The organism is Variovorax sp. PDC80, assembly GCF_900115375.1.
In the GTDB taxonomy this organism is placed as follows: Bacteria; Pseudomonadota; Gammaproteobacteria; order Burkholderiales; family Burkholderiaceae_C; genus Variovorax.
Genome location: NZ_FOWG01000020.1, coordinates 69925 through 84861, shown reverse-complemented (window position 1 = coordinate 84861; position 14937 = coordinate 69925). Strand labels below are relative to the sequence as shown.

Here is a 14937-nt window from a genome sequence, read left to right as displayed (position 1 = left end):
AAGGAAGCAGCTCCCCATGCATGAGACATCGACCGGGATCGGGACACCGAGCCACGACGCGCCCGACAGCGGCGCCCGCGAACGCAGGCAGATCGCGCAGCAATGGATCGAAGGCTTCGACGACGCGCTTCGACAGCGCGACTGCCATCGTGCGGCCAGCCTGTTCGGTGACGACGGCTACTGGCGCGACATCCTGAGCTTCACCTGGAAGATCGCCACGCGACAGGGAGCGCTCGAGATTGCGGAAGCACTGCAGTCCACGCTCGAGGCCTGCGGCGCGGCCAACTTCCGCCTCGAAGCGCAGGCGCCGATGCGAGGGCAACTCGGTGGCGTCGAGACCCTCGAGGCCTTCTTCCGCTTCGACACCCGTGTCGCGCACGGACGTGGCTTCCTGCGCCTGACGCCCGACCCGGCCCAGCCCGGCGGCTGGAAGGCGATGAACTTCCTCACGACGATCCACGAGTTGAAGGCCTTCCCCGAAGACCCGTTCCTGACCCGTCGCCGCGAGAGCACGGGCCGCCGCAGCATGGACAACTGGCTCGACCGCCGCCAGGCCGCCGCCGAGTTCGCCGAGAAGGACCCCGAGGTGCTGATCATCGGCGCCGGGCAAGCAGGACTCGCGCTGGGCGCACGCCTCGCGCAACTCGATGTCGCCACGCTGATCGTGGACAGGCACGAGCGCGTGGGCGACAACTGGCGCAAGCGCTACCACTCGCTGACGCTGCACAACGAGATCTGCACCAACCACCTGCCCTACCTTCCCTTTCCCAAGACCTGGCCGGTCTACATCCCGAAGGACATGCTGGCCAACTTCATGGAGTTCTATGCGATGAGCATGGAGCTCAACGTGTGGAACTGCACGAGCTTCCTCGATGGCACCTACGACGCCACGGCCAGGCGCTGGACGGTCCGCGTGCAGCGGGCGGACGGTTCCATCCGGACGCTGCGGCCAAGCCAGGTCGTGATGGCGGTCGGCGCGAGCGGCGTTCCCAAGGTGCCGCGCATCCGCGGGCTGGAAGACTTCGGCGGCCAGGTGGTGCATTCGAGCCGCAGCACCGACGACCTCGAGGTCGCGGGCAAGTCCGTGCTGGTCGTCGGTGCCGGCACCAGTGCGCACGACATCGCGCAGGACCTGCATCTGCGCGGCGCCGAGGTCACGATGCTGCAGCGCTCCTCCACCACGGTGGTCGGCCTGGAGCCCGCATCGGTGCGCGCCTATGCGATCTACCGCGCCAACGAAGGCGTGCGGCCGATCGAGGAAACGGACCTGATGAGCGCCGCGATCCCCTTCGACCTGGTCCGGCAACTGCACGGTCCGTTGAGCCGCCAGATGGCGCAGGACGACAAGGAACTGCTGGAAGGCCTGCGCAGCGTGGGCTTCATGCTCGACAACGGCGAGGACGACACGGGCTTCTTCATGAAGCTGCTGCGCTCCCTCAGCGGCTACTACCTCAACGTCGGCGCGTCCGACCTGATCGTCGAGCGCAAGATCAAACTCAAGACCGGCGTGGGCATCGAGCGCGTGAAGGACAAGGAGGTGCTCTTCACCGACGGCGCTGCGATGCCCGCGGACATGCTGGTGATGGCGACCGGCTACCAGCCGCTGCAGGAGGCCGTGCGCACGATGTTCGGCAGCGAGGTCGCCGAGCGCGTCGGCCCGATCTGGGGCATCGGCCCCGATGGCGAGATGCGCAACATGTGGGTGCGCACGCGCCAGGAAGGCTTCTACGTCGCCGGCGGCACCCTGACCATGTGCCGCTTCTACTCGCACGTCACGGCGCTGCTGATCAAGGCGGCGCTCGAGGGCCTGATCACACCCGACGCTGGCACCCCGGAGGCACGGCAATGACCGATGCGGCACAGGGCCCTGCGGTCGCGAAGCCGCGCACCGGTTTCTCGTCCCGCGCGCGCAGCCCCTGGTGGGTGGTGGTTGCCGCGGTGCTCGGCACGCTGGTGGGCAACGGGCCGCTGCTCCAGTTCAGCTTCAGCGTGTTCGTCAAGCCGCTGGCCGAGGCCTTCGCCACCGACCGCGCGACCATCTCCTCGGCGATCCTGGTGGGCTTCGTGGTGACGAGCCTCTCGACACCGTTCGCGGGACGGCTGGTCGACCGGTACGGCGTGCGCGCGGTCGTGCTGCCGGGGATCGTGCTGTTCGCGCTGTCCATCGCGGCCCTCGGGGTGGTGCCGCAGACGCCGCTGCAGTTCATCCTCATGTATGGCGTGGCCGGCGTCTTCGCGGCGGCGCAGTCGCCGCTGCCCTATGCCAAGGCGGTGACCGGTGCGTTCGAACGCCATCGCGGCCTCGCGCTCGGCCTGTCGATGGCGGGCGTGGGCCTCGGCGCGGCCCTGCTGCCGCATCTGGCCCAGGCGCTGATCGCGGCGCACGGCTGGCGCACCGCCTTCGTCGGGCTGGGCGCGACGGTGCTGCTCGTCGCCTTCCCGCCGGCCTGCCTGCTGCTGAAGGAGCCCGTGCCCGCGGCCTCGCTCGCGCGGCAGGCCGCGCCGGGCCTGAGCGCACGGGAGGCATTCCGCACGAAGCAGTTCTGGTGCCTGGCCCTGGTCTTCTTCGCGGTCGTGATGGCCTGCGGCGGGACCATCGCGCACATCACGGCGATCCTCACCGACCGCGGCGTCTCGGCGCAGCTGGCGACCACGGCAATCAGCGCGGCGGGCATCGCGCTCATCATCGGGCGGCTGCTCGCGGGCTTCCTGCTCGACCGCATCTTCGGTCCGTACGTGGCGCTGGTCTTCATCCTCATGCCGTTGATCGGCATCGTGCTGCTCCATGCGCCCGCGCATCCTGCGATCTATCTGATCGCCACCGTGTGCATCGGCCTGGGCCTGGGCGCCGAGGTGGACCTGATCGCGTTCTTCATCTCGCGCTACCTCGGGATGCGCGCCTTCGGCGAGATCTACGGCTATCTGTTCGCGGTCTTCATGTTCGGCTCCGGCCTCGGTCCGTTCCTGATGGGGCTGTCGTACAGCCGCCTGGGCAGCTACGGGCCCACGCTCGCCGGGCTCGCGATCGGCCTCGTGGTGGCGAGCGTGGCCGTGATGCTGCTGGGGCCGTACCGGTATGCGCTCGGGCGGCAGGAGGAGAAGCATCCATGAACGAAACCCTTTCGGGCGTGGATCCGGCGCTTCGCGAGGCGCTGCGCCAATCGGCCGAGCTGGCCGCGGCGCACGGCAACTCGAACGATGGCATCGCGGGCCTTCGGCGCGGCATGGAACTGACGCGCCAGTACTGGAACGAGGGCGGTCCGTCGATGCGCGCGATCCAGCGCGTGCGCGTTCCCGTCGAGGGCGGCACCGTCTCGATCGTGGTCTACCGGCCGGAAGACGGACCGGCGCTTCTGCCGGCCTTCGTCTACCTGCACGGCGGCGGTTTCAAGACCGGCTCCGAATGGACCAACGACCGGCAGATGCGCGAGATCGCCAAGGCCTGGGGCGGCATCGTCGTGAGCGCGGACTATGCGCATGCCCCCGAGCACCGCTTTCCCGTGGCGGTCGAACAGACCGCCTCGCTGCTTCGCGCATTGCACGCACGCGGCGACGCGTGGGGCATCGATGGCGACAGGCTCGCGTGCGGCGGCTGTTCCGCGGGCGCCAACGTGTCGTTCGGGGCCGCCGTCGCGCTGGGGCGCCTACCTTGGCTGCAGGCAGCCGTCGGCATCGTCGGCGCGTTCAACGGGGACACCTCGACCGATTCGATGCGCCGCCATGGCAACGCCGGCCTGTTCCCGGACCTCGCATCCGTGCCGTCCATCTTCGGCGACTACCTTCCCGACGAGGCCAGCCGGAACGATCCGCGCGCCAACCTGCTGCTCGCGGACCCCGGCCTGCTGCCGACCACCTTCCTGGCCGCGGCGCAGTTCGATGTGTTCCTCGACGCGTCCTCGGCCATGGCGCGTTCGCTCGAGTCCGCCGGGCGTCTGGATCGATTCAAGGTCTATCGCGGCATGACGCACCTGTTCTTGGGCTTCAGCCGCAGCGTGGAAGGCGCCGCGCAGTGCACGCGCGACATCGGCGGCTTCCTCGCGCGGGTCCTGCCGCCTTGATGTGGAAGACGCGCCGATGTCGCACGGGAATGTAGTCCCCGGACGGACAAGGCCTGCACCCCACGAGAGCGTAGACATCTCGATTCGATCCACTGAAGAGCCGCTTCGAACCATGGTTTCGCCCTACACCCTCCATATTCCCGATACGCGGCTCGATGCCATCCGCAAGAAAGTGGAGGCCTTCGATTGGACGCAGCTGCCGGACGCGGGAGGTTGGAGCGCGGGCGTGGGAATCGAGGATCTCCAACGCCTCGTCGACCACTGGCTGAACCGCTACGACTGGCGCGCGGTCGAACAACGCCTGAACCGGCTGCCCAACTTCACGACCGACATCGAGGGCGAGCGCATCCACTTCGTCCACCTGAAGGGAGACGGCTCCAAACCACCCCTCCTCCTGCTGCATGGCTGGCCGGGTTCCTACCTCGAGTTCGAGCAGCTGCTGCAGCCTCTGGCGTCGGATGGGCATGACGTCATCGTCCCTTCCCTGCCGGGCTTTGCCTTCTCCAACCCGATCACCGGCGTGATCGGCCCTCGTCGGGCCGGTGAGCTCCTGCATGGATTGATGGGCCGGCTCTTCGGCCCGACGCGCTACATCGTCCAGGGCGGCGACTGGGGTGCGCACATCGCGAGCTGGATGGCATTCACCTATCCGGAAGCGCTGCTCGGCTTCCACATCAACATGATGAGCATCTTTGCCCAGGACGCCACGCCCACGACCGCCGAAGAAAGGGAACAAGCCGAGCGCAGCGCCGCGATCCTCGACGAGGAGACCGGCTACAACCACGCGCAGGAGACGCGCCCTCAGACACTGGGCGTCGCGATGGCCGACAGCCCGGTCGGTGCGGCTGCATGGATCCTCGAAAAATTCGGCAAATGGGCCGACCTGCCGGCCCGGGCCGATGGCAGCCCGGACCTCTGGTCCAGGTTCTCGGAAGAGGAACTGCTGACCTCCATCATGCTGTACTTCGCACCGGCGGCGGTCGTCACCGCGACCTGGATCTACCACGGCAAGCGCCTCGAAGGATCCTCGCGCTTTCCCGCGGGCACGCGCATCCGTGTGCCCGCGGGTTTCGCCGCGTTTCCCGACCCCGTGTTCCTGCCACCGCTGCGCTCGTTCGCCGCGAAGACCTACGACATCGTGCATTGGACCGACATGGCGGCCGGCGGACACTTCGCCGCCTGGGAGCAACCCGAGTTGATGCTGGCCGACCTGCGGGCCTTCATCGCCACGGTGTCGAAAGCCACTCGTGAATGAGCGGGCGTCGAGAAGCGTCGAGACCCGGACGCTGCGCATCGCGTACGCGGAATGGGGCGCCGACAGCGGCTGGCCCGTGATCCTGTCGCACGGATTTCCCTACGACGTTCGCGCCTTCGACGAAGTCGGCCCGATCCTCGCCGATGCGGGAGCCCGGGTGATCGCACCCTGCGCACGCGGCTTCGGCCCCACCCGCTTCGTCTCCGACGCCACCCTGCGAAGCGGACAGCAGGCCGCGCGCGGCCTCGACATCCTTCAGCTCGCCGATGCGCTCGCACTGCAACGCCCCATCCTGGCCGGCTTCGACTGGGGCGGCAACGCCTCCTGCGTGGCAGCCGCCCTGTGGCCGCACCGCTTCGGCGGTCTCGTTTCCTACGCCAGCTACGACATCATCGACATCGGCGCGCAGCGACGTCCCGCCTCGCCGGCGCTCGAACGCGTCTGCTGGTATCAGCACCTCTTCCAGACCGAACGCGGCCGGCAGTGTCTGGCCGAGCATCGCCGCGATCTGTGCAGGCTGCTGTGGGAAGCATGGTCACCAGGCTGGCGGTTCGACACGGCGACCTTCGAACGCAGCGCCGCGTCCTTCGACAACCCGGACTTCGTCGATATCGTGATCCATTGCTACCGCCATGTCTTCGGCCTGGAAGCCGGAGACCCCGCGCTGCAGCCGCTCGAAGATCGCCTGGCCCGGCGACCGGCGATCGCGATTCCGGCCGTGACCCTCGATGGGACGCAGGATCCCCTCAAGCCCGGCGGCACGAAGAGCGATGCGTCCCTGTTCCTCGCGGCGCATGAGCACCGCGTCGTCGAGGCGGGACACAACCTCCCGCAGGAGAAGCCTCGTGACTTTGCCGACGCGGTGTCGAAGGTTCGCAGCTGGCTCGTTTGAAACGCCGACAGCGTGGCCCGGCGCAACCCGCGCTCCCATAATCCCTGCCTTTCCCCCGCACCGGATCCCACAGCCCCCATGAGCGCCGCCGACTTCCTCCTGTCCCCCTCCGTCCAGAAGCTCCTGCAGGTGCTCTACGGGAACCCCGAGGAACCCTTCACCACGAACGAACTGGCCCAGAAAACCAAGCTCGACGCGGCCGAGGTCGAAGGCACGCTCGCGCACCTCGTCGGCAGCGGCATGCTGTCGCGGCATGCCGCGAAGGAGGAACTGCCCGAGACCTTCGCGCTCGACCGCGGCTTCGTCTTCCACCGCGAGCTGCGCCGCATCGCGCTGAAGTCCTTCGCGGCGGCCGAGCCGGTGCGCGCGATGCTGCGCGCCAGGTTCAAGGACTCGGTGGTGCGCGCCTTCGTGCTCGGCGAGGACGCGAACGGCATCGTGGAAGTGCTCGTCGTGCACGGTGCCGTGACGCCCGACGAGGCGGCGATGACCGCGGCCTGCCGGAAGCTGTCGAAGGCCATCCATCGCCATCTGCAGGTGCACGTGATCTCGAGCGCGCGCTTCGAGCGCCTGACGCCGCGCGATGCGCTGGCCACCAAGCTCGCGGCCGACACGGCCTTCGAGATCGTCGCGCCGGGCGACACCAAGGCGCGCCTGAAGCCCGAGCGCGCCGGGCTGCTGCACAGCGCGAAGAAGACGCTGGCGGCGCTGTCGCGGTCGGCACGCGGCGGCGCCTGATCGACCCCACCGCGAGCCCCGATCCGGCGCGCCGGAACGACGCGAATTAGGCGCCATTTAATTACGCCGAAAGTCCTCGCCACACTTTTCTATTACCCACGGAATTCCGTGGGAATTAGGCAGTTTTTATTCAGCCAATACGCTGCGTGGCATCTCCAACATATTTGCCATACCCCTGCTGGGCGTATTGAAGTTGCTGCGACGCAACAAACTTTTTCCTCCTGCTTTTCCCTCTGAAAGTAAGCCGAACCGCCTCGAAAATGAGGCTTTCTGGGTGCAGTGCGAAAAACCCCAGGAAACCTTTCTTGCTCAATTGAGAGCGTGAAATATTGCCGCACTCGAAACTGCCATCGAAGTGACTGCAACCGCTTGTACATTTGGTTTTGAAATGTCAACGGAATGTCAATTCGACCCGCTGCGGATGTGCGAGAAGGCAGCTTCTGGCAATTCGCTTCGCGCCTGCAATGCCCCGTTGGCACCCCCATGTCCAACTTGGAGCAGCGCATGCAAGGCAATGGTCCCCTGAGCAGTTCGGCGCCTCTCACCTCGGGTCAGATGGCGATGTGGCTGGGCGCGAAATTCGCGTCGCCCGACACCAATTTCAACCTCGCCGAAGCCATCGACATCGATGGCCCGATCGATCCCGCCGTCTTCCTCGCGGCCCTGCGCCGCATCACCGAGGAGGTCGAGGCCACGCGGCTCAACTTCGTCGATGCGGGCCAGGGGCCGCGCCAGGTGGTGGCCCACACCTTCGAGGGCGAGTTCCCCTACCTCGACCTCAGCGCCGAGGCCGATCCCGCGACGCGGGCCGAGCGCTGGATGCGCGCGGACTTCGAACGCAACATCGACCTCGCGCACGGCCAGCTGTGGCTGTCGGCGCTGATCCGCCTCGCGCCGGACCGCCACGTCTGGTACCACCGCAGCCACCACATCGTGCTCGACGGCTTCGGCGGCGGGCTGATCGCGCGGCGCTTCGCCGACATCTACAGCGCGATGGCCGAAGGCGCCGCCGAGGTGCCCGAGGCCTCGCGCCTGGCACCGCTGTCGCAGCTGGCCGAGGAAGACCGCGCCTACCGCGAGTCGGGCCGCTTCCCGCGCGACCGCCAGTACTGGACCGAGCGCTTCGCCGACGCGCCCGATCCACTGAGCCTCGCAGCGCAGCGCTCGGTCAACATCGGCGGCCTGCTGCGCCAGACGGTGCACCTGCCCGCGGCCAGCGTGCAGGCGCTGCAGCAGATCGCGCAGGAGCTAGGCACCACGCTGCCGCAGATCCTGATCGCCACCACCGCGGCCTACCTCTATCGCGCCACCGGCATCGAGGACATGGCGATCGGCATCCCGGTCACCGCGCGCCACAACGAACGCATGCGGCGCGTGCCCGCGATGGTGGCCAATGCCGTGCCGCTGCGGCTCGCGATGCGCGCCGACCTGCCGATCCCCGAACTGATCCGCGAGGTGGGCCGCCAGATGCGGCAGGTGCTGCGCCACCAGTCGTACCGCTACGAGCACCTGCGCAGCGACCTCAACATGCTGGTCAACAACCGGCAGCTGTTCACCACCGTGGTCAACGTCGAGCCCTTCGACTACGACTTCCGTTTCGCCGGCCACGCGGCGCGGCCGCGCAACCTCTCGAACGGCACGGCCGAGGACCTGGGCATCTTCCTCTACGAGCGCGGCAACGGGCAGGACCTGCAGATCGACTTCGACGCCAATCCCGCGGTGCACAGCGCGCAGGGGCTGGCCGATCACCAGCGCCGGCTGATCGCCTTCATCGATGCCGTGATCCGGCAACCGCAGCAGGCCGTCGGCCATGTCGACCTGCTCGGTGCCGAGGAGCGCCGGCAACTGCTGTTCGGCTGGAACGACACCGAACACACCGTGCCCGACACGCACCTGGTCGCGCTGATCGAAGCCCAGCTCGCCGAGCGGCCCGGGGCCGTCGCGCTGCGCTTCGAGGGCGAGGCCATGTCCAACGCCGAACTGAACCGCCGTGCCAACCGCCTCGCGCAATTGCTGCGTGCACGCGGCGCGGGCCCCGAGCGCACGGTGGCGCTCGCGATCCCGCGTTCGATGGAACTGATGGTGGCGCTGCTCGCCACCCTGAAGACCGGCGCGGCCTACCTGCCGGTCGATCCCGATTTCCCGGCCGATCGCATCGCCTTCATGCTCGGCGACGCAGCTCCCGCGTGCCTGGTCACCACCGAGGCGCTCGCGCAGGTGCTGCCCGCCGATGCCCCGCGCCTGTTGATCGATGGGGCGCAAACGATTGCCGATCTGGCGAATTGCGACGAGGCCAACTTCGCCGTCGCGATCGATCCCGCGCACCCGGCCTACGTGATCTACACCTCGGGCTCGACCGGCCGTCCCAAGGGCGCGGTGGTGTCGCACCGCGCCATCGTCAACCGCCTGCTGTGGATGCAGGCGCGCTACGGCCTCGCGGCCGACGACCGCGTGCTGCAGAAGACGCCCTCGAGCTTCGACGTGTCGGTGTGGGAGTTCTTCTGGCCGCTGATCGACGGCGCCACGCTGGTGCTCGCCCGGCCCGGCGGCCACAAGGACGCGGCCTACCTCGCGGGCCTGATCGCCGACGAGGGCATCACGACGCTGCATTTCGTGCCCTCGATGCTCGAGGTCTTCCTTCGCGAGCCCGCGGCCGCCGGCTGCACCACGCTGCGCCGCGTGATCTGCAGCGGCGAGGCGCTGTCGCCCGCGCTGCAGGCGCAATGCCATGAGCGCCTGGGCGCCGAGCTGCACAACCTCTACGGCCCGACCGAGGCCGCAGTCGACGTCACCGCGTGGGAATGCGAACGCACGCAGGCCGCGCCGAAGAGCGTGCCGATCGGCAGGCCGATCTGGAACACGCAGATGTACGTGCTCGACAGCGGCCTGCAGCCGGTGCCGGCCGGCGTGGCGGGCGAGCTCTACATCGCGGGCACGGGCCTGGCGCGTGGCTACCTGGGCCGGCCGCTGCTGAGTGCCGAGCGCTTCGTCGCCAATCCGCATGGCGCGCCCGGCAGCCGCATGTACCGCACCGGCGACCTCGCGAGCTGGCGCGCCGACGGCAGCCTGGACTACCTGGGCCGTGCCGACCAGCAGGTGAAGATCCGCGGCCTGCGCATCGAGCCCGGCGAGATCGAGGCGGTGCTGCTCCAGCATCCGCAGATCGCACAGGCCGCGGTGGTGGCGCGCGAGGACGCTCCCGGCGAGAAGCGCCTGGTGGCCTATCTCGTGCCGGCCGAGGCCGCCGATCCGCAGGCGGCCGAGCTGCGCACGCACCTCGCGCAGGCGCTGCCCGACTACATGGTGCCCTCGGCCTTCGTGAGCCTGCCCGCGCTGCCGCTGGGCCCGAGCGGCAAGCTCGACCGCAAGGCGCTGCCGCCGCCCGAGGTGCAGGCCGCCACGCCCTATGCCGCGCCGCGCACGCCCACCGAGAAGATCCTGGCCGGCCTCTGGGCCGAGACGCTGCACCTGCAGCGCGTGGGCATCCACGACAACTTCTTCGAGCTCGGCGGCCATTCGCTGATGATCGTGCAGCTGGTCTCGATGATCCGCCAGCAGTTCATGATCGACCTGCCGCTGGACACGCTGTTCCAGGTCTCGACCATCGCCGGCCTCGCCGAGCTGCTCGACCAGGAATCGGTGGCGCGGCCCAGCCTGGTGCCGATGCCGCGCCCGGCGCGCATCCCGCTGTCCTTCGCGCAGCGCCGCCTGTGGCTGATGAACCAGCTCGAGGGCGCCAACCCGGCCTACAACATGCCGCTGGCGCTGCGCCTGTCGGGCGCGCTCGACCGCGCGGCCCTGCATGCGGCGCTCGACGACCTGGTGCAGCGCCACGAGAGCCTGCGCACCATCTACCCGAACGAGGACGGATTGCCGTGGCAGCAGGTGCTCGACGGCGCGCAGGCGCGGCCCGCCGTGCTCGAGGCCGACAGCAGCGAGGACGAGATCGCCGCGCAGCTGCACGCGGCCGCGGGCCATGCCTTCGACCTCGGCAGCACCGCGCCGCTGCGCGTCTCGCTGTTCAGGCTGGCCGACGACGAGCACGTGCTGCTGCTGCTCACCCACCACATCGCCGGCGACGGCGCCTCGCTGCTGCCGCTGGCGCGCGACCTCAGCGTGGCCTACGCGGCGCGCTGCGAGGGCAAGGCGCCGGGCTGGACGCCGCTGCCGCTGCAGTACGCCGACTACGCGCTGTGGCAGCAGGAGCTGCTGGGCAGCGAGGACGATGCCGAGAGCATGGCCGGGCGCCAGCGCGCCTTCTGGCAGGCCACGCTGCAGGACCTGCCCGAGCAGCTCGCGCTGCCGGCCGACCATCCGCGCCCGCTGGCGCCGAGCTACCGCGGCGACGTGGTGCCGCTGCAGATCGCACCGCAGGTGCACGAGCGCATCCTGCAGCTGGCGCGCGACGGGCAGGCCAGCGTCTTCATGGTGCTGCAGGCCGCGCTCGCGGGCCTCTTGAGCCGGCTCGGCGCGGGCGACGACATCGTGATCGGCAGCCCGGTCGCGGGCCGCAGCGACCACGCGCTCGACGAGCTGATCGGCTGCTTCGTCAACACGTTGGTGCTGCGCACCGACACCTCGGGCCGGCCCAGCCTGCGCGAGCTGGTCTCGCGCGTGCGCGCCACCAACCTCGCGGCCTACGCGAACCAGGAGTTCCCGTACGACCGCCTGGTGGAGCTGCAGCGCAGCGGCGCGGGCCGCGCGCGCACCAACCAGCCGCTGTTCCAGGTGATGCTGGGCTTCCAGAACAGCAGCCGGCTGTCGTTCAGCCTGCCGGGCCTGTCGATCACGCCGCAGCCGGTGGAGATCGACACCGCGAAGTTCGACCTCTCGTTCATCCTCAGCGAGCAACGCGGTGCCGATGGATTGCCGGGTGGCATCGGCGGCGGCATCCAGTACAGCAGCGACCTGTTCGAGCGCGCCACCGTCGAGGCCATGGCCGCGCGGCTGGCCCGGCTGCTCGAGGAGGCCTGCGACGCGCCCGACGCGCCGATCGCCGAGCTCGCGATCCTGAGCGCCGAGGAACAGCACCGGCTGCTGTCGCAATGGAGCGGCCAGCCGCGCGAACTCGCGCCGCGCTCGCTGGCCGCCATGGTGGCCGCGCATGCCGCCGAGCGCCCGCAGGCGCCCGCCGTGGTGCTCGACGACGCGACCGTCGGCTATGCCGAACTCGACGCGCGCGCCAACCGGCTCGCGCAGTTGCTGCGCGCCCGCGGCATCGCGCCGGGCGCCATCGTCGCCACGGTGCTGCCGCGCCCGCTCGACCTGGTCGTGGCCCACCTGGCGATCGTCAAGGCCGGCGCCACCTACCTGCCGATCGATCCAAACCACATGGCGGCGCGCAGCGCCTTCGTGTTCCAGGAGGCCGCGCCCGCGGCGGTGCTCACGCACGAGGCGCTGCTGCCGCAGCTGGCCGACGTCGCGCATTGCATCGCGCTCGACGCTGCCGACACGCTTGAAGCGATCGCGGCCCAGTCCGAGGCCGTGCCATCGGTGCCGCCCGCCGATCCGCGCGAGGCCGCCTACGTCATCTACACCTCGGGCTCCACCGGCCTGCCCAAGGGCGTGGTCGTGCCGCATGCGGGCCTGGCCAGCCTCGGCGCCGCGATGCAGGAGCGGCTGGCGATCACGCCCGACTCGCGCGTGCTGCAGTTCTCCTCCTGCGGCTTCGATGCCTCTGTGATGGACCAGCTCATGGCCTTCCACGCGGGCGCCGCGCTGGTGGTGCCGGGCGCGCAGCAGCTGCTGGGCAGCGACCTCGCCGAGCTGCTCGAGGCCCGGGCCGTGAGCCACGCACTGATTCCACCGGCCGCGCTCTCGACGCTGCCGCCCGGAGAGTTCCCCGCGCTGCGGACGCTGGTGGTCGGCGGCGATGCCTGCTCGGCCGAACTCGCCGCGCGCTGGGCACCGGGGCGTCGCATGGTCAACGCCTACGGCCCGACCGAGATCACCATCTGCGCGAGCATGAGCGCGCCGATGGAAGCCGGCCGGCAGCCCTCGATCGGTCAGCCGATCTGGAACACGCGCATGTACGTGCTCGACGAACTGCTGCAGCCGGTGCCCCCCGGCGTCGCGGGCGAGCTCTACATCGCGGGTGCCGGCGTGGCGCGCGGCTACCTGAACCGCGCCGCGCTCAGCGCCGAGCGCTTCGTGGCCGATCCGCACGGCGCACCCGGCAGCCGCATGTACCGCAGCGGCGACCTCGCGCGCTGGCGCGCCGACGGCAGCCTCGATTTCCTGGGCCGCGCCGACCAGCAGCTGAAGATCCGCGGCTACCGCATCGAGCCCGGCGAGATCGAGTCGGCGCTGCTGCAGCATCCGCAGGTGACGCAGGCCGCGGTGATCGCGCGCGAGGACACGCCTGGCGACAAGCGCCTGGTGGCCTACTTCGTCGCCGCCGCCGATCCGCAACCGACCGAGCTGCGCGCCCACATGGCGCGCGCCCTGCCCGACTACATGGTGCCCTCGGCCTTCGTGCACCTACCCGCGCTGCCGCTCACGCCAAGCGGCAAGCTCGACCGCAAGGCGCTGCCCGTGCCCGAGCAGCAGGCCGCGGTGCAGTACGTCGCTCCGCGCACGCCCACCGAGGAACTGCTGGCCGGCCTGTGGCGCGAGACGCTGCGGCTGGAACGCGTGGGCATCCACGACAACTTCTTCGAGATCGGTGGCCATTCGCTGATGGCGATCCAGCTCGGCATGCGCATCCGTCAGCAGGTGCGCGCCGACTTCCCGCATGCCGAGGTCTACAACCGGCCCTCGATCGCCGAGCTCGCCGCCTGGATCGACGACAACGCGGGCGAGGCCGAGGCGCTCGACCTGTCGCGCGAGGTGGTGCTGCCCGCGCATGTGCAGGCGCAGGCGGTCGCGCCCACGCTGGCACCGCGACGCGTGTTCCTCACTGGCGCCAGCGGCTTCGTCGGCAGCCACCTGCTGGCCGCGCTGCTGCGCGACACCGAGGCCCGCGTGGTCTGCCACGTGCGCGCCGCCGACGCCGAGGCCGGCGCGCTGCGCCTGAAGCGCACGCTGGCCTCGCGCCAGCTCGAATCGATCTGGGACGACGCGCGCATCGAGGTCGTCACGGGCGACCTCGGCAAGCCGCGCCTGGGCCTGGACGACGACGCGGTACGGCTGGTGCGCGACGGCTGCGACGCGCTCTACCACTGCGCCGCGCAGGTCGACTTCCTGCATCCCTACGCCAGCCTCAAGCCGGCCAACGTCGACAGCGTGGTCACGCTGCTCGAATGGACCGCGCAGGGCTGCGCGAAGACGCTGCACTACGTCTCCACGCTGGCCGTGATCGACCAGGGCAACAACCAGGAGGGCACGGTCACCGAGCGCTCGGCGCTCAGCTCGTGGCGCGGCCTGGTCGACGGCTACAGCCAGAGCAAGTGGGTCGGCGACGCGATCGCGCGCGAGGCGCAGGCACGCGGCATGCCGGTCGCGATCTACCGGCTGGGCGCGGTCACCGGCGACCACACGCATGCGATCTGCAACGCCGACGACCTGATCTGGCGCGTGGCCCATCTCTACGCCGACCTGGAAGCCATCCCCGACATGGACCTGCCGCTGAACCTCACGCCGGTGGACGACGTGGCGCGCGCCATCCTCGGTCTCGCGGCGCAGCGCGCCTCGTGGGGCCAGGTGTTCCACCTGATGGGGCAGGCGCCGCTGCGCGTGCGCGACATCCCGCCGGTGTTCGAGCGGCTGGGCATGCGCCTCGAGCCGGTCGGACTCGACCCCTGGCTCGAGCGCGCGCATGCGCGGCTCGCGGTGGGGCAGGACCGCGACCTCGCGGCGGTGCTCGCCATCCTCGACCGCTACGACACCTCGGCCACGCCGCCGCAGGTGTGCGGCGCGGCCACGCAGGCGCAGCTCGAGGCGATCGGCACGCCGATCCGCCCGGTCGACCGCGACCTGCTGCAGCGCTACTTCGTCGACCTCGGCATCCACACCAAGGCGCGTCGCGCCCTGGAAACCACCGCCTCCTGAGGAAC

The 14937-nt window shown here is 69.9% G+C and carries 7 protein-coding genes; all 7 read left to right on the top strand.

What is annotated here, in order from left to right; all coding sequences use genetic code 11:
• Positions 1 to 16 precede the first annotated feature (16 nt).
• The 7 genes from BM109_RS38020 to BM109_RS37990 all read left to right on the top strand — a co-directional run bounded on the left by BM109_RS38020 (position 17) and on the right by BM109_RS37990 (position 14932).
• A complete protein-coding gene (locus tag BM109_RS38020; protein WP_093354997.1) occupies positions 17 to 1849 on the top strand; it encodes a flavin-containing monooxygenase in 1833 nt (610 codons plus the stop codon).
• A complete protein-coding gene (locus BM109_RS38015) occupies positions 1846 to 3111 on the top strand; it encodes an MFS transporter (protein WP_093354995.1) in 1266 nt (421 codons plus the stop codon). The genes BM109_RS38020 and BM109_RS38015 overlap by 4 nt, the downstream gene beginning before the upstream one ends.
• Positions 3108 to 4058: an alpha/beta hydrolase fold domain-containing protein gene (locus BM109_RS38010; RefSeq protein ID WP_093354992.1), complete on the top strand. Its 951-nt coding sequence runs from the start codon at positions 3108 to 3110 to the stop codon at positions 4056 to 4058. Before BM109_RS38015 ends, BM109_RS38010 begins: the two co-directional genes overlap by 4 nt.
• A 112-nt stretch (positions 4059 to 4170) precedes the next feature.
• Positions 4171 to 5313: an epoxide hydrolase family protein gene (locus tag BM109_RS38005; protein WP_093354989.1), complete on the top strand. Its 1143-nt coding sequence runs from the start codon at positions 4171 to 4173 to the stop codon at positions 5311 to 5313.
• Positions 5306 to 6205, top strand: a complete 900-nt coding sequence (locus tag BM109_RS38000) for an alpha/beta fold hydrolase (RefSeq protein WP_093354986.1) — start codon at positions 5306 to 5308, stop codon at positions 6203 to 6205. The genes BM109_RS38005 and BM109_RS38000 overlap by 8 nt, the downstream gene beginning before the upstream one ends.
• A 78-nt stretch (positions 6206 to 6283) precedes the next feature.
• Entirely contained in the window at positions 6284 to 6943 is a 660-nt protein-coding gene (locus BM109_RS37995; RefSeq protein WP_093354984.1) for a hypothetical protein, read from the top strand.
• A gap of 483 nt (positions 6944 to 7426) precedes the next feature.
• Entirely contained in the window at positions 7427 to 14932 is a 7506-nt protein-coding gene (locus BM109_RS37990; protein WP_371269449.1) for a non-ribosomal peptide synthetase, read from the top strand.
• Positions 14933 to 14937 lie beyond the last annotated feature (5 nt).